Here is a 15291-nt window from a genome sequence, read left to right on the forward strand (position 1 = left end):
GACCGCGAAGAACATAACGGGGGTGACGATATTCAGGAACGGCTGAGGGTACGGGTGATACCGGCTGCGATCGTTGTCGCGAGTAGCCAGCCGGTGATGATCAACGCGTAGCCGAGCCACTGGTACCAGCCGTGGGCGGAGTAGGAGTTCTGCTGCCCGAAGTCAATGATCGGCAGGAGCAGGTCGAGGGTGTAGATGAAAGGTTTGAAGTCGGGCGCCTCCCCCGCTTTCAGTGGAGTGGGGCAGTGCAGCGCGAAGGCGAGCGTGCCGATGAGCAACAGGGAGAAGAGCCAGCCAGCGGCCCGTATCGGGCGGAAGCCGTAGCCGACGGTGACGTCCTGTGCGTAGCCCCACAAGCGCGCATGGGCGGGGAGGGTGGCACGATGGCGACGATGCTTGGCGAGTTGGACAGTACGCGCGGCCGCGTCGTCCCCGACCCGGCGGTAGGAGGCCGCGAGCTGCTCATAGGCGTGCGGTACGAATCCGTCGGCATCGCGTCTGAGCAGAGCCAGTCGTTGGGCGGCCGACAGGCGTGGGGCGAGTGCCTCGTAGTTCAGCCCCTCCAGCCGTATGCGGTCGGGCCAGACCCGAGGATGAGCTTCGATGACCTTGAAAGTGGAGTAGTGCATCTTGACGTCGCCCACTATCGGGTCGGCGTCACGAAGTGTCAGCAGGGCGGCCTCGCAGTTGCTGATCCCCAGCGCGACGCCGCCTGGGTTGCGGAGCCGGGCCTCGATGAAGGAGATCCACCCGGTGGCCTTGGCGCCGGTGAGCCTCACCCTGCCCTCAGCAGTGAGGCCGCCTGCGTTGAGAACTGTTCCGACAGCAAGGTGAGCAGCGTCAAGGGCATCGCCTCGCGCGTTTTTGACCTGAGCGTCTTCCAGGTTGACCGAACCATCGATGCGTGCGGCTTCGAGGCGGATGCCGCCGCGGGCCACCAGACGTGCTGCCAGGAAGTCGCCACCGAGGGAGAGAGACTCGCAACGCAGAGCGGTCCCGCCGACAGCCCGCACTACCGCCGCCTCGAGATCGATCAGCCCGCTTACGGTGGCACCGTCCAGGCGCACCTCGCCATGGGCCACCAAACCGCTCGCCAGGATGTCGTCGTCGATGACGCAGTGGTTCAACGCCAACACGGACCCCTGTCCTTCGCCGTCCTCCGTGCCCAACTGTGCCCGCTCCAGAGAGAGGACCCGGGAAACCCGGGCGGACCCCAGAGCCACCATGCCGCTGACATGGCACTCAGCCAGCCCCAGCCCTCCGCCGAACTCGGCTCCGATGGCCATCAGCCCCGGCAGGAAGGATCGGGCAAGGTCCACCTGTACGAGTTGAGCCGCATACAGGTCGGGAGCGGAGTCGAAGAAGCAGCCCGTCAACAGCAGGGGTGAGTCGACGCTCCCGTGCCGCAGATTCCACGGCCCGGAGATCCGCGCGCCTTCGATCGCGAGCATCGCGACCTCGCCTTCCGCGCGCGGGCAGCCGAGCACGATGGCGCGCAGTACCTCACCCCGCACGGTCCTTTCCGGTCCCCAACTCGCCCCCTCCGCTGGATCATCGTCGGGCGAGGAGCGGAAGTCGACGGCCTCGCCACGCGGGAAGGCGTCCCAGACGCGGCGTTCGGCAGCGGTGAGCTCGGTGATCTCCACCGCAGGACTCTGGCTCGCGGCCAGGCCGGGCGTCAAACCCAAATGACGACAGCACGCCAGTGTTGCCATTTCTCATCGACATTTCCGAGCTGTGTGATCGCCAAGTGTTGCCCGAAACCGTTGGCAAACGTTGCAGGTTCTCGCTTACGAAACCACCGTGGCCGATATGCAGACAGGCGGGGGCGAGGGACGCGAGGGCGCGCTGCAGATACGGGCTGCCGGGCATGACGGCCGGTGGTGGCACCGCTGCACCACCGACGTCGGGGTGGCCGTCAGGCGTCGTTCAGGGGGTGAGGTCTTCGCCCCGAAGCACCGGGCGAAGGAGCTCGATGACGTCGGCGTCGTCCACGGTGGAGGGGATGGGTTCGTCGCGGCCGTCGGCGATGCCGCGCATCGTCTTGCGCAGGATCTTTCCCGACCGGGTCTTGGGAAGTGCGGCCACGACCGTGACGCTCCTGAGCGATGCGACGGCGCCGATGCGTTCGCGCACGATGTGGACGAGTTCGGCCTCGATCTCGGTCGCGTCGCGGCTGACGCCGGCCTTGAGGACGACGAAACCGCGCGGCACCTGTCCCTTCAGCGCATCGGCGACGCCGATGACGGCGCATTCCGCGACGTCGGGATGGGTCGCCAGGGCTTCCTCCATGCTGCCGGTGGACAGCCGGTGGCCCGCGACGTTGATGACGTCGTCGGTGCGGCCCATGACGAAGACGTAGCCGTCGTCGTCGATGTGCCCGCTGTCCCCGGTGAGGTAGTACCCGTCGAAGGCGGAGAGGTAGGAGGCGATGTAGCGGTCGTCGTCGTTCCAGAGAGTGGGCAGCGCGCCTGGCGGCAGGGGCAGCTTGACGACGATGGCGCCGTCGACGCCCGCCGGCACCGGATCGCCCGACCGGTCGAGGACCCGCACGTCCCAGCCAGGCAGCGGGCGGGTCGCTGAGCCGGGCTTGACGGGCGCGGCTTCGATGCCCACGGGGTTGGCGACGATCGGCCAGCCGGTCTCCGTCTGCCACCAGTGGTCGATCACCGGGATGTCCAGAAGGGCGCTCGCCCAGTGGTACGTCTCGGGGTCGAGGCGCTCACCCGCGAGGAAGAGGTGACGCAGGCCGGACAGGTCGTGGTCCGCGGTGAGCGAGCCCTCCGGGTCCTCCTTGCGGATGGCCCGGAAAGCGGTCGGTGCGGTGAACATCGTCTTGACGCCGTACTCGGCTGTGACGCGCCAGAACTGGCCCGCGTCCGGGGTGCCCACCGGCTTGCCTTCGTACAGGACGGTCGTGGCGCCGGCCAGCAACGGTCCGTAGACGATGTACGAGTGCCCGACGACCCAGCCCACGTCGGAGCCGGTGAACATCGTCTCACCGGGGCCCACGTCGTACACGGCGCCCATCGACCAGTGCAGGGCCACGGCGTAGCCGCCGCCGTCACGCACGACTCCCTTGGGTTTGCCGGTGGTTCCGGACGTGTAGAGGATGTACAGGGGCGCGTTCGAGGGGACGGGAACACAGCAGGCCGGTGGTGCCGCGGCGACCAGGTCGGCCCAGTCGACGTCGTCTTTCCCCAACTCGGCCCGCTCCTGCGGTCGTTGCAGGATCACGCTCTTCTCCGGCTTGTGGTCCGCGAGTTCGATCGCGCGGTCGAGCAGCGGCTTGTACGCGATGACCCGCTTCCCCTCGATGCCGCAGGAGGCGGAGACGACCACCTTGGGGGCGGCGTCGTCGATGCGGACCGCGAGTTCGTGCGGGGCGAACCCGCCGAAGACCACGGAGTGGACCGCGCCGATCCGCGCACAGGCCAACATCGCGACGGCGGCCTCGGGGACCATGGGCATGTAGATCACCACCCGGTCGCCCTGTTCCACACCGAGTTGCGCCAGCCCTCCCGCGAAGGCCGCCACCTCGTCCCTCAGTTGCGTGTAGGTGTAGGTGCGCCGGGTGCCGGTCACGGGTGAGTCGTGGATCAGTGCGGGCTGCTCGCCCCGCCCCGCTTCGACGTGCCGGTCGAGCGCGTTGAAGCAGACGTTCAGCCGCCCGTCGGGAAACCAGCGGTAGAAGGGTGCGCCGGAGGAGTCCAGGGCGCGCCTCGGAGCGACATCCCAGTCGATGCCCTCCGCCGCCGTCAGCCAGAAGCTCTCCGGGTCGTCAGCGGCGGCGCGGAAGACGTCCTCGTACATTCCCATGTGCGCACTCCTTTGTGGCGTCCAGGGACCGGGGGAGGCGGCAGGCGGCATGCTGTCGAAACGCATGCTCATGCCGGCCCGATGGAACGAGCAGGATGCCGGAGACCGGATTCCCGGTCGTCGGCACAGCGGTGGAGTCGGCGAATCCTGTAGGCAGGCCCCGTCATCAGGTGCTGGTCAGGCGCCCAGGTGCGTGCGGAGCCACTGTCCCATCCGCCTGATCGCCTCGTCCACCTCGGGCACGCGGCCCGCGCCCAGGACGAACGAGTGCTGGCCCTCGGGAACCCCGTGGGTCTCGGAGGTGACCTTGAAGTCGGCGAGCCGGCGCCCGAGTCCGGCACCGTCGTCGGCGAGGGTCTCGTACTCTCCGTAGTAGACCAGCGTGGGCGGCAGGCCGGTCAGGTCGGCGTTGGCGATGCTGACGCGGGGGTCGGCGACGTCCAGGGACGGGTCCTGCACCCAGGCCCCCCGGAAGAGTTCGAGGATGGCGCGGCTGAGCATCCTGTCGTTCGCCTCGTTGGCGTCCACGGACCTGTTCTGGAGGGTCAGGTCGGTCCAGGGCGACACGCTGACGATCGCACCGGGGGTGGGCTCGCCCTTGGCCAGCAGGCGCAGCGGCAGCAGGATCGCGAGCGTGCCCCCGATGGAGTGGCCGGTGCTGCCGATGTTCCGGGGCTCGTATCCCTGGGAGAGCAGCCATCGGTAGGCCGTCTCGACGTCGTCGAGCTGCGCCGGGTAAGGGTGCTCGGGCGCCAGGCGGAAGTCCACGACCAGGGAGCGGACTCCGGCAGCCTTGGCGATGTGGCCGGCGGCCTTGCGGTCGGAGTGCATCGAGGCGGTGACCGATCCGCCGAAGTGGAGGTGGAGCAGCGCCTTGCCGGGGGCGGCGCCCTCGGGGATGGCCCACAGGGCGGGTACGCCGTCCGCGTCGACCTCGGCGTAGGTGACGCCTTCCGGTTCGGTCGACGCCTTGTGGTTCGAGTCGACGATGTCGCGGACGATGCCCAGGTCGAGGCCCGGGGTCGCCGCCTTCGCACTCACGCCGGCGAGGAACTCCGCGAACTCCTGCGCTTCTTTGCTGACGCCCATGATGACGCTCCTTCTCGGAGGGGTGCCGTGACGGTGTCCGTGCGGCAGCCGGATCGATGTGCCGGTGACGCTACCTACTGGGTATAAGAAAGTAAACTCAGCTTGGGTTGGTGTCACTCCATGGATGTGCCGAATGAAGCCCGGGCGGATGCCGAGACGGCCCCCGGCCTCGAGCGGGACATGCCGAACTGCTCGATCGCGCGGACCTTGGAGATCGTCGGGGAGAAATGGACGATCCTGATCCTTCGGGAGGTCTGGTACGGCTCGTCCCGGTTCGGTGACTTCGAACGCGTCCTCGGATGTCCTCGCAACCTGCTCGCGACACGACTGCGGAAGCTGGTGGAGGAAGGGGTCCTGGCCACCGAGAAGTACAAGGAGCCGGGCACGCGGAGTCGGCCGAAGTGCGTGATCACCCCCGAGGGCATCGATCTGGTGCCGGCGGTGATCGGGCTCATGCGGTGGGGTGACCGGCACTGCTCCGCCCCGGACGGGTCCCCGTTGCTGATGCGCCATCACGCGTGCGGCGCGCATGTCGAGGTCCGGCTGCGCTGCCTGGAAGGCCACCCTGTGCCTGTGGAGGAACTGGACCGCGTCCCCGGCCCTGGATTTCGCACCAAGCCGGTCGAGCGGGACGGGTGAGCGGTGAAGGGCCGCGTTCGCGACGGCGGTGTTCCCCGGCGCGCTCCCGGACGTCCGTCCCGTAGGCGGCGACGCGAACGTGATCCGGCCGTGTGTGCCTCGGTGGGCGGTGGGCGCTCACCCTGCCGGAATCTCTGTTGAGTTTACTTTTCTATACTCAGCCTATAGTCTCGTCCCGTCAGGACGGCATGCCTGAGCGCTCTTGCGACGGCTGTGAGTCCTGGGGTGCAGGAGTTGCGCGGTCCATGCTGATCCGACCGGCGATCGCCGACTCGCGGACTGCATTGCCGTCCGAGGCGCACGCAGTGCGCGGCTGTCGGGCGAATTCTCGGCCGCTCCCGCGGCGGCTCGATGCTCGACGGGGAGATCCGATCCGCCCGGCGCCTCGCCCGCTGAGTAAACGACCGACAAGATCACGCAGAAGGCTGGCTGACATGAAGGCATTCGTCGTCGAGAAGTACGGCAAGGACGGCCTGTCCGCCGCCGACGTACCCGAGCCCACCGTCGGGGATCGAGACGTCCTGGTGAAGGTGAGCGCCGCGAGCATCAACCCGTTGGACAAGATGGTCCGTAACGGGGAGTTCAAGCAACTCCTGAAGTACAAGGCTCCCTTCGTGCTCGGCCACGACGTGGCCGGCGTCGTGACACGGGTCGGCTCCGCCGTACGCGACATCAAGGTCGGCGACGAGGTGTACGCACGTCCGCGCGACCTGCGGATCGGCGGTTTCGCCGAGTTCATCGCGATCGACCAGGACGACGTCGCACCCAAGCCGACGTCGCTCACCCTGGAGGAGGCGGCTGCGGTGCCGCTGGTGGCCTTGGCCGCCTGGCAGATCCTCGTCGACCGTGCCCGTGTGAAGCCGGGCCAGAAAGTCCTCGTCCACGCCGGTGCCGGTGGCCTCGGGTCAACGGTCGTCCAGCTCGCCAAGCACCTCGGCGCCACGGTGGCGACAACCACGGGCACCGCGACCGAGGAGTTGGTGAGGAGCCTCGGCGCCGACATCGTCATCGACTACACCAGGGAGGACTTCTCGAAGGTCCTGTCCGGTTACGACCTCGTGCTGGACTCCGTCGGAGGGGCCAATCTCGAGAAGTCGCTGACCGTGCTGAAGCCCGGCGGCCTTGCCGTGGGCGTCGTCGGGCCGCCGGACGCCGCCTTCGCCAAGCAGCTCGGCGCCCCCTCCTTCCTGGGCCCGATCATGAACACGCTCAGTCGTAAGATCCGCAAGCAGGCCAAGGCGCTGGGCGTGCGCTACCAGTTCTTCTTCATGCAGGCCGACGGCTCCCAGCTGCGCAAACTCGGCGCCCTGTACGACGGCGGGCAGCTTCGCCCGGTCATCGACCAGGTCTTTCCGTTCGACCGGACTCTTGAGGCGATGGCGCACGTCGAGCAGGGCCGTACCAAGGCCGGCAAGGTCGTGGTGTCGATGGGGCCCGACACCCACTGAGGGGGCCGGCCGCAGACCTCCGGCGAGCCCGGCCCGCCGGAGCGGGCCACGGAGTCGCCGACGAGCCGTCGGACACCGGGGGCGATCGCGGTGACCGTCATCCGCTCATCCTGTGTGGGCGCGGGATGTCGAGGGCGTCCCGGCTGAGCATCTTGCGTGATGCCCGTCGGGCCGGGTGCGGCGTTGGCCCGCCGGGCGATCTGAGTGCACCCTTTGCCACCCGGCCGTGAGGCGCTCACCGCGGCGGGCTCGCGCCTGGGACAGGCGGGGCCTCGGGGCGACCGTCCACTCCAGGTCGTCGTGAACAGGACGTTCGGGATCGCCCCGCCACCGCCTCTCGTGCGGCGATTCGCGCCGCGTCAACGAGCGGGGGCCTGCCGTGCGCACGGCAGGCCCCCGCTCAGCCCTGTCAGTGGACTCGGAGCAGGCATCTGCCCCGGGCCGGGTGCGGGGAGTTCCACCTCGTGCAGCGAGAAGTTCGACGGGGTCGGCCGGCCCTCCGGTCGGGACTGCAGGTGCCATGCGCGGGCGGTGGTGGGCAGGGTGTGTTCTTCGGACGGCGGGGATCAAACCTTTCGGTGAGGTCGTGGTATGTGCGGTAACCGGACAGAAGGGTCTGTCCGGTTACCGCAGCCTGGGACCACCCGGCTTGATCACGAACCGGCGGAGGCCGCCGCGTGGGCCGCCCGCAACGACGCCTTGTCGATCTTGCCGACCGCGTTCTTCGCGATCGCGTCCACCACGACGTACGAGGTCGGTCGCTTGTAGCCGGTGAGGCTGCGTTCGCAGCGGGCTTGCAGCGTCGTCGGATCGACGGTCAGGCCCGGTCGTGCCTGTATGTAGGCGACGACCGCCTCTCCCCACTTCTCGTCGGGCACGCCGATCACAGCGGTCTCGAGCACGGACGGATCGGCCGCCAGGACGTCCTCGATCTCCTTGGGGTAGATGTTCTCGCCTCCTCGGATGATCATGTCCTTCGAACGCCCGACCAGGGTCAGATAACCCTCGGTGTCGAGATGACCCACATCGCCGGTGTGCAACCAGCCGTCGACGACGACCCGGGCCGTTTCCTCCGGTCGGCCGAGGTAGCCCCGCATGACATTGGCTCCCCGGACGAGTACCTCACCGTCCGTGCCCGGTGCCGCATCGGTGCCGTCGGCGTCGACGATCCGGATCTCCTGCCCCGGAAAGGGAAGTCCCACGGTTCCGGCACGCCGAGGGCCCGCGACCGGGTTGAGGGTGGAGCCGCAGGTCCCCTCGGACAGCCCGTACCCCTCGACGAGCGGAAACCCGTACCGCGCCTCGAACCGGGTCAGCAGTTCGGCCGATGCGGGTGCCGCCCCGCAGACGGCGAACCGCAGGGAGGACGTGTCGGGTCGAACGTCGTCCGGGAGTGCCGCGAGCATGCTGTAGATCGTGGGAACGGCGCTGAAGAAGGTGGGACGCTCCTGCTCGACTAGGTCGAAGAAGCCCTGGGGATCGAAGCGGCGGCCCGCGATGACGACACCGGCGCCGGCGAGCAGCGGCGTCAGGACGCTGACCACGATGCCGTTGACGTGGAAGAGCGGCAGGATCAGCAGGCAGCGGTCGCTCGGCCCCAACTCGAGCGCCTGGCGCCCCATCTCCGCCATGGCGTCGATGTTGGCGTGATCGAGCATCACGCCCTTCGGAACGCCGGTCGTGCCGCTGGTGTAGATGAGCAGCGCCAGAGCGGACGAGTCCGGATGCGGCTCCTGGTCCGGCGGTGTCGCTTCTTCGTACAGGTCGCCGACGGCGAGCGTGGCGACACCGTCGGCGACGCCGGCAGGCCCGTCCTCCACTATGAGCAGGCGTGCACCGGAGTCGTCGAGCTGCCGAGCGATCTCGACGTCGGTCATACTCGGGTTGACCGGTGTGATGGTGGCGCCCAGCCGCCAGGCGCCGAACAGCAGGAGCACGAACTCGACACGGTTCGTCAGCTTGAGCGCCACGACATCACCGGGACCGATGCCGAGGTCCCGCAGCCGGTGAGCCGTCGCCCGGACCCGGTGCAGCAACTGAGTGTTGGTGAGTGACTGGCGCCCGTCCGAGACCGCGAACCCGTGGGGATCGAGATCGGCCCGGCGGTCGGGCAGGGAAGCGAAATTCATGGCGAGCGTACCTGTCTCGGTGTGATGCGATCCGGTCATGGAGTCGACGCGGCGGGCGTCGGTGCCAACTGGCGGGTGAGGAACTCGATCTGGTCGCCCACCAGTGCCTCGAAGGTCTCGCCGGTGTAGAAGTCGAAGTGGCCGGCGCCGTACCTCCTGATCTCCCCCTGGGGCGCGGTTGCCGCGTAGCGGAGGGTCCGGGCGGGAGGCGTGACGGAGTCCGTGTCGCTGACGCAGAAGAGGATCGGGATGGCGACCTTCTTCGCCGCACGTCCGGGCCGGTAGGCGGCGATGGTCGGGATGACGCGTGCCGCCACCTCGTTGCGGAACGTCTTTCCGGGCGGCTGCAGTGCTTCGTAGCCGGGCAGTGCGTCCGGAGCGTTCATGAGAGCCGGCGAACCGGGAGGGGCCGCGATGGGAACCATCACGGGCGCCCTGCCGCGCATCCTGGACACCAGATCCCGGGCCAGCACGGGAGTGATCCTGAGTGAGGCGAGGGGTCCGAGCGCGAGCGCGGAGGCGAGACCATCGGTGAACGGGCACTGGGCCACGGCCGCGCGCAGTTCGGGATGGCGTGAGGCGACGGAGATGGCATGGCCGCCGCCGAACGAACTGCCCCACACCGCGACACGGTCGGGGTCGACGTCGTGGCGCGACTTCACGTAGTCGATTGCCGAGTCCCAGTCGGTGAGTTGGCGTTTGATCGACAGGAGCTGGCGAGGGCGGCCGCCGCTGTCGCCGAAATGCCGGTAGGTGAAGGCCAGGGAGGCGATGCCGGCCTGGGCGAAGCGCTCGGCGAAGGCGTCCAGGCGCATCTCACGGGTGGCGCCGAGACCGTGCCCGAGGACGACGACGGGTGGGGAGACGACGCCCGCGGGGAGATGGAGCCACCCGGCGCAACTGCTGTCGCCGGAGGGGAAGACGACGTCGTAACGGGTGAAGGGCTGGGGTGTGGTCATCGCCGCCTCACCGTCCGCCGGCCGGGTGAAGCCCGGGCACGCTGCCCGAGGCGAGGGCCTCCGCGTACGTGTCCGGCCTGTAGAGCGGGAGCTCGCCGGTGGCCTCAGCCGTCGCGATGTAGTCGCGCATGAGTTCCTGGCCGTCCTTCGACATGACTCGCGTGAAGAACTCGGTGCGTTCGACGTGCAGTCCCTCCGGCAACCCCAGCGAGCCGCCGAAGTACACGGACCTCTTGGCGGCTTCGACGGACCCCTTGGACCGTGCTCCGAAGTGCTGGGCGAGCGCGGTCGCTCTCGCGACGACCTCGTCCTGCGCCACGACCTCGTCGACGGCTCCGTTGGCGAGTGCCTCTTCGGGCGTGAACGGCTTGCCTTCGAGGATGGCCACCAGCGACTTGTGGGTGCCGATCAGGCGAGTCAGCCGCTGGGTGCCGCCACCACCCGGAATGATGCCGAGGAGGATTTCCGGCTGACCGATGAAGAAGTCACCGTCGGCCATGACCCGCAGATCGCAGGCCCAGGCGAACTCCGCGCCGAGACCGAGCGCCGAGCCGTTGAGGGCGGCGACGAAGACGACTCCGCTCGCGTTCATCCGCAGGAACGTGGCGTGCAGGCGGTCGAGCTGGGCGGCTCCGCGCATCGGGGTCCTGCTCACGACGGGGGCCAGCGCGCGCGTCCGCCGGGCCAGGCGAGCCACCGCGGAGGCGCCGCGTCGGCCGACCTTGGGGCTGGCGGCGCCCTCCTCCTGCAGCCACCGGACCGCGGCGTGGCTGACGAACCGCTCGGGATGGGTTCCGGTGAAGACGACGGCACGGATACCCGGGTCGCGATCGACCCGCTTCACCAGCTTGTCCAGCCGGCCGGCCATGTCGAGGCCGAACACGCCGTGCGGGCCGCCGTCGAGCCTGACGATCAGAACCGCTCCGCGGTCCTCGATCTGTAGATGACCCGTGTCTTTGTATGGCATGGATTCTGCTCCCGTGCTGAGTTCGTCCCGTGCTGAGTTCACGGGGCAGTGGAAAGTGCGTGGGGGACAGCGGAGGATGTGTGCGGCGGCGATGGATGCGCGCTGGTGCCCGAGTCGGCACGTCGCTCATGCTGTGTATCCTTGCCCTGACGAATTACATAACCAAGTTATTTTGACTGTGGCAACTATCACTCGGGCGAAGGTCCGCGGTGAATCACGGGGTCGGGAGAAGTGAGAGGCGTGGCAGGACGGGCAAGGCTCGACGACGCACCGGAGCGGCTGGTGCAGGCCGCCGTCGGCCTGCTGGCCGAGCAGGGACCCTCGGCCATCAAGGCACGCGCGGTGGCAACCGCGAGCGGACTGTCGACGATGGTGGTCTACAGCCACTTCGGCGGGATCCCCGAACTGATGCGTGCCGTCGCCGACCACGGATTCACCGAGCTGGGCAGCGCCTTTGCCCGGGTGCCCGTTACGGAGGATCCGATCGCGGATCTGTTCGCCATGGCCCTGACCTGTCGCCGAGTGGCCCGCGAGAACCCTCACCTCTACGACCTGATGTTCGGGCTGTCCACGCGTGCGACGTACCGGCCCCTGGCGGATACCGACCTTCGTCTCAGTGGGCATTCGCCGGCCTTCCGATCCGCCCACGCTCACGTTGTCGCGGCGTGTGAGCGGCTCGTGGGTTCCGGCCGGGTCGTTCGACAGGAGCCTGAAGCGGTGGCCGCCCAGTTGTGGAGTGTGGTCCACGGTTACATCACCCTCGAGTTGGCGGAGCACTTCGTCGAGTTCGACGACGCGGTGGTGCAGGTGCTGTTGCCGATGGGAGTGAACTTCTCCGTCGGGCTGGGCGACGACCGGGCACGTGCCGAGGCCTCGCACGAGGTCGGAGCGCGCCTTTACGACTCGATCGTGCAGGGCGGTTGAACGTGCGGACGGTCGTGCGCTGCCCTGTGCGTCCCTAGGACGATCCGGGCTCGGCGGCGGGGGCCCCGGAACGGGGTGTGAGCTGGTCCTGCCTCCCCAGTGCCGCGACCTCTCGTTCGAGAGCGGGAACCGCCCGGGCCGCGAAGCGTCTCGTCCACGGCCAGGCCAACGGCGAATTCAGCATCGCCTTCGCCCAGTTGGCCACGACGACCGCGCGCGGCACGTATACGCGGCTGCGGCGGCGCGCGAGCCCGTCGACGATCGCGGCAGCCGCTCGGTCGGCACTCGTGGTCACGTTGCCCGGATACGGCAGCCGTCGGCGCAGGCTCTGGAACGAGGGAAGGTCTCCCTCGGCGCCCCGGACGAGGTCGGTGTCGATCCAGGACGGGTGGACGACACCGACCGTGATCCCGAGGTGCGCCACCTCCTGACGGTAGGTCAGGGCGAGCAGTTCGGCCGCGGCCTTGCTCGCGCCGTACGAGGCCATCGCGGCCAGCGGCATGAAGGACAGCGCGGAGGCCACGACCAGCACATGGCCGCGGCTGCGCTCCAGGTGCGGTGTCGCGTACTTCAGGGTGCGGAAGACGCCGTTGAGGTTGATGTCCAGCACCCGCTCGAACGATGCCTCGTCCGTCTGTCTCACCGTCCCGTACGCCACCACACCGGCGTTGGCGACGACGAGATCGATGCCGCCCATGATCCGCGCGGCGTCGTCGATCGCCGACCGCAGGGCGGCGGCGTCGCGCACGTCGGCCTCGCGCCATGCGGCGGTGGGGCCCAGATCGCGGGCGAGGTCACGCAGTCGATCGGGCTCCAGCCCGATCAGGGTCACCCGAGCGCCTCGGGCGGAGGCCAGGCGTGCCACCTTCTCGCCGATGCCACGGGCCGCTCCGGTCACGACCAGGTTTCTGCCCCGCAAGTCACGTTTCATGGCGGCAAGATAACTTCGTTATTGATAGAGTACAAGACATCGCGCACGGGTTCGGCCGTGTGCGGAAGCTGCCGTCGAATCAGCGACGCCCGGTGCGGCGCGCAGCGCGGTGGGGTCGGTGTGTCACCGCGTGCGGAGGGCGGCGCTCCCGGGCTTGTTCTGCGGATAGGGCGACAGGGCCATGCGGAAGGTGCGCCGGTGAGCGAGGTGGGAAACGCCGATGGCGGCATGCGGGTGTTCGCGCAGGGAGGCGCCTCCGGCGAAACCTACTTGGCCGGTGACGTCGTCGACCGTCAGGTCGGTGGGTTCCAGGAGGTGCCGTGCACGGTCGACGCGCTGCTGGATCAGCCGGCGTCCCGGACCATGCCCACTTCTTCGGTGAAGCGGCGGGCGAAGGTGCGCATGCTCATGGGGGAGTGCTCCGCGAGGTCCGTCAACGTCATCGGCTCGTGGAGGTGCTCCAGTGCCCCCTGGCGGGCGGCGGCGGTCCCGGTGCTGGTGGGCTCGGGTACCGGGTGCTGGATGTACGGCGCCTGCCCTCCGCCGCGCCGAGGGGGAACGACGCACATGCGGGCGACCTGGTCGGCGACCTCGCTGCCGTGGTCCCTGCGGATGAGATGCGGGCAGACGTCTGGTGAGCTGATGGGGACGGGGCGTCCGGCCCGGTGCGGGACCTCGTACACGAGCCGGCGCCGTCGGGTGATCCGATGCGTCACTTCACCCGGCGCCGAGCGGCACCGGCCCGACTTGTGGCTTCGGCCTTGGCGGGTGGGCGGTAGAGGCTGTCGGCTCCGCCTGTCGCTCCCGCGCTCAGGAGACGTGTCGGACCGGTTCTGCTCCGGTCTGGATCAGGAAGTCGGTGAGTTCTCGGGCGAGCCGTTCGGGCTGGTCCTCGGGGATGAGGGTGGATGAGTCCGCGATCTCGATCAGTCGACCCTGCGGGTACAACTCGGCCAGCCGGGGGCCGTGCTCACGCGGCATCAACCGGTCCTCGGTCGCCCAGACGACCAGTACCGGGCGGTCGAAGTCACGAAGCCGCTCGCTCCAGGCGAGCAGGGTCTTGCGCTCGGGTGCCCCGGTGGCGAACTTGGCGAGGTCCCTGCGGATGGCCCTGCTGCGGGTGGCGGGAGCGAACCAGTCGTCCATGATCTCGTCGGGGACCCCACGCAGGCTCATCCCGCCGTATCCGCCCCGGCTGTGACGGAAGGCGGGGACGCGCATGAGGCGCGTCAGGAGCCAGACGCCGCCCGGAACCCTGCACACCTGCGCCATGGCCTTGGCCGGCCCTGGGGGAAAGTTGTCGAAGGCTTCGCAGGCCACCAGCACCAGGCGCGCGATGTGCTGGTCCTGCCCTTCCGACACCAGGAACTGGCCCCCGCCCCAGTCATTGAGTACGAGGGTCACCTGGCCCAGACCGAGGCCCTCGATGAACTCACCCAGGAGGCGGGCGACACCGCGCTGGGACAGGTCGGCATCCGGGTGCATCGGCTGACGGTGGCCACCCAGGGGCAGCGTGGGCAGGACGCAGCGGTATCCGTCCAACAGCGGGACCACCTTGCGCCACTGGGTCTCGTTCATCGGCAGACCGTGGCCGAACACCAGCACGGGCCCCTCACCGCCGGTGTCCTGGTAGTCGATCGGTCCGGAAGACAACTCGATTCTCGGCATCCCAGCCCCCTATTTGATAGATCGTTCTACTGTAATCTTGGAGAGGGAAGGGGTGGAGGGCAATGGGAAAGACGGACACGCGAGCCAGGATCCAGGGTGCCGCCACAGTGCTGTTCCGCCGGCACGGCTACTCGGCCACCGGCCTGAAGCGGATCGCGGCAGAGGCGGACGCACCGTTCGGCTCGATCTACCACTTCTTCCCCGGTGGCAAACAGCAACTGGCCGAGGTCATGATCCGCACGTCCGGAACCGAGTACGGCCGGATGGTCCTGGCTCTGCTGGACAGCGTGCCGGACCCGGTGGAATCCCTCGTGCGCGCATTCGAAGCGGCCGCGGACGACCTTGCGGCGGCCGATTACGCCGACGCGTGCCCGATCGGGACGGTGGCCTTGGAGGTCGCGAGCAGCAATGAGGTGTTGCGGGTCGCGACGTCGGAGGTTTTCGAGGAGTGGGTCGGCGCGGCGACGCGGTGGTTCGGCCGCTGGGTGGCCGAACCGAAGACGGCGCAGTCCCTCGCACACTCGATGATCATGATGCTGGAGGGGGCTTTCATGCTCAGCCGGGCTGCCCGTGATCCGGAACCGCTGCGGGTGGCCGGCCGGTCGATGGCCACGTTGTTGTGCACGGCCATCGCTGAGGCCGGCGAGGGCTGATCTCGAACAGCGGGAAAAACGGCCCGTGTCCGAGCGGTGTACGGGTTCACGGCCGGCGCCACGCG

The 15291-nt window shown here is 68.9% G+C and carries 13 protein-coding genes and 1 pseudogene; 4 read left to right on the top strand and 10 right to left on the bottom strand.

What is annotated here, in order from left to right:
- Positions 1–32: 32 nt before the first annotated feature.
- The 3 genes from C6376_RS38175 to C6376_RS38185 all read right to left on the bottom strand — a co-directional run bounded on the left by C6376_RS38175 (position 33) and on the right by C6376_RS38185 (position 4908).
- A complete protein-coding gene (locus C6376_RS38175; RefSeq protein WP_107449425.1) occupies positions 33–1646 on the bottom strand; it encodes a membrane-associated oxidoreductase in 1614 nt (537 codons plus the stop codon).
- Between the two features lie 283 nt (positions 1647–1929).
- Positions 1930–3819, bottom strand: coding sequence for an AMP-binding protein (locus C6376_RS38180; RefSeq protein ID WP_107447587.1), 1890 nt, complete (start codon positions 3817–3819; stop codon positions 1930–1932).
- Between the two features lie 177 nt (positions 3820–3996).
- Positions 3997–4908, bottom strand: a complete 912-nt coding sequence (locus C6376_RS38185; protein ID WP_107447589.1) for an alpha/beta hydrolase fold domain-containing protein — start codon at positions 4906–4908, stop codon at positions 3997–3999.
- 120 nt (positions 4909–5028) lie between these two features.
- Between C6376_RS38185 and C6376_RS38190 the strand changes: the two genes are divergently transcribed.
- Together C6376_RS38190 and C6376_RS38195 are read left to right on the top strand one after the other, a co-directional pair.
- The gene (locus C6376_RS38190; protein ID WP_173985812.1) at positions 5029–5547 is read left to right on the top strand and encodes a helix-turn-helix domain-containing protein; all 519 of its coding nucleotides are present in this window, start codon (positions 5029–5031) and stop codon (positions 5545–5547) included.
- Between the two features lie 434 nt (positions 5548–5981).
- Positions 5982–6995, top strand: a complete 1014-nt coding sequence (locus tag C6376_RS38195; RefSeq protein WP_107447591.1) for an NADP-dependent oxidoreductase — start codon at positions 5982–5984, stop codon at positions 6993–6995.
- A gap of 359 nt (positions 6996–7354) precedes the next feature.
- Here the strand turns inward: C6376_RS38195 and C6376_RS46615 are convergent, their stop codons facing one another.
- The 4 genes from C6376_RS46615 to C6376_RS38215 all read right to left on the bottom strand — a co-directional run bounded on the left by C6376_RS46615 (position 7355) and on the right by C6376_RS38215 (position 11050).
- Positions 7355–7537 (bottom strand): hypothetical protein, encoded by a 183-nt coding sequence (locus C6376_RS46615; RefSeq protein ID WP_107447592.1) that lies wholly within the window; start codon positions 7535–7537, stop codon positions 7355–7357.
- A gap of 111 nt (positions 7538–7648) precedes the next feature.
- Positions 7649–9124: a class I adenylate-forming enzyme family protein gene (locus C6376_RS38205; protein ID WP_107447593.1), complete on the bottom strand. Its 1476-nt coding sequence runs from the start codon at positions 9122–9124 to the stop codon at positions 7649–7651.
- Between the two features lie 35 nt (positions 9125–9159).
- A complete protein-coding gene (locus C6376_RS38210; RefSeq protein ID WP_107447594.1) occupies positions 9160–10083 on the bottom strand; it encodes an alpha/beta hydrolase in 924 nt (307 codons plus the stop codon).
- 7 nt (positions 10084–10090) lie between these two features.
- Positions 10091–11050, bottom strand: coding sequence for an enoyl-CoA hydratase/isomerase family protein (locus C6376_RS38215; protein WP_107447595.1), 960 nt, complete (start codon positions 11048–11050; stop codon positions 10091–10093).
- 282 nt (positions 11051–11332) lie between these two features.
- Here C6376_RS38215 and C6376_RS38220 point away from each other — a divergent pair, with 282 nt between their 5' ends.
- Complete coding sequence (locus tag C6376_RS38220) at positions 11333–11974, top strand: TetR/AcrR family transcriptional regulator (RefSeq protein ID WP_254076244.1); 642 nt, start codon at positions 11333–11335, stop codon at positions 11972–11974.
- 34 nt (positions 11975–12008) lie between these two features.
- On the opposite strand, the gene C6376_RS38225 is transcribed toward C6376_RS38220, so the two are convergent.
- The 3 genes and pseudogenes from C6376_RS38225 to C6376_RS38235 form a co-directional block, all read right to left on the bottom strand.
- Positions 12009–12905: an SDR family oxidoreductase gene (locus C6376_RS38225; RefSeq protein ID WP_107447597.1), complete on the bottom strand. Its 897-nt coding sequence runs from the start codon at positions 12903–12905 to the stop codon at positions 12009–12011.
- 123 nt (positions 12906–13028) lie between these two features.
- A pseudogene (locus tag C6376_RS45950) lies at positions 13029–13537 on the bottom strand (helix-turn-helix domain-containing protein); the annotation flags it as partial.
- Positions 13538–13715: 178 nt separating this feature from the next.
- A complete protein-coding gene (locus tag C6376_RS38235; protein ID WP_107447599.1) occupies positions 13716–14573 on the bottom strand; it encodes an alpha/beta fold hydrolase in 858 nt (285 codons plus the stop codon).
- Between the two features lie 107 nt (positions 14574–14680).
- Here C6376_RS38235 and C6376_RS38240 point away from each other — a divergent pair, with 107 nt between their 5' ends.
- Positions 14681–15226: a TetR/AcrR family transcriptional regulator gene (locus C6376_RS38240; RefSeq protein ID WP_254076245.1), complete on the top strand. Its 546-nt coding sequence runs from the start codon at positions 14681–14683 to the stop codon at positions 15224–15226.
- The last annotated feature ends 65 nt before the right edge of the window (positions 15227–15291 follow it).

The organism is Streptomyces sp. P3, from assembly GCF_003032475.1.
GTDB lineage: Bacteria > Actinomycetota > Actinomycetes > Streptomycetales > Streptomycetaceae > Streptomyces.

Coding starts and splice junctions, on each gene's coding strand:
- C6376_RS38215 (WP_107447595.1), bottom strand. CDS start 11,050: ATGCCATACAAAGACACGGGTCATCTACAGATCGAGGACCGCGGAGCG.
- C6376_RS38235 (WP_107447599.1), bottom strand. CDS start 14,573: ATGCCGAGAATCGAGTTGTCTTCCGGACCGATCGACTACCAGGACACC.
- C6376_RS38210 (WP_107447594.1), bottom strand. CDS start 10,083: ATGACCACACCCCAGCCCTTCACCCGTTACGACGTCGTCTTCCCCTCC.
- C6376_RS38225 (WP_107447597.1), bottom strand. CDS start 12,905: ATGAAACGTGACTTGCGGGGCAGAAACCTGGTCGTGACCGGAGCGGCC.
- C6376_RS38195 (WP_107447591.1), top strand. CDS start 5,982: ATGAAGGCATTCGTCGTCGAGAAGTACGGCAAGGACGGCCTGTCCGCC.
- C6376_RS38190 (WP_173985812.1), top strand. CDS start 5,029: ATGGATGTGCCGAATGAAGCCCGGGCGGATGCCGAGACGGCCCCCGGC.
- C6376_RS38180 (WP_107447587.1), bottom strand. CDS start 3,819: ATGGGAATGTACGAGGACGTCTTCCGCGCCGCCGCTGACGACCCGGAG.
- C6376_RS38205 (WP_107447593.1), bottom strand. CDS start 9,124: ATGAATTTCGCTTCCCTGCCCGACCGCCGGGCCGATCTCGATCCCCAC.
- C6376_RS38185 (WP_107447589.1), bottom strand. CDS start 4,908: ATGGGCGTCAGCAAAGAAGCGCAGGAGTTCGCGGAGTTCCTCGCCGGC.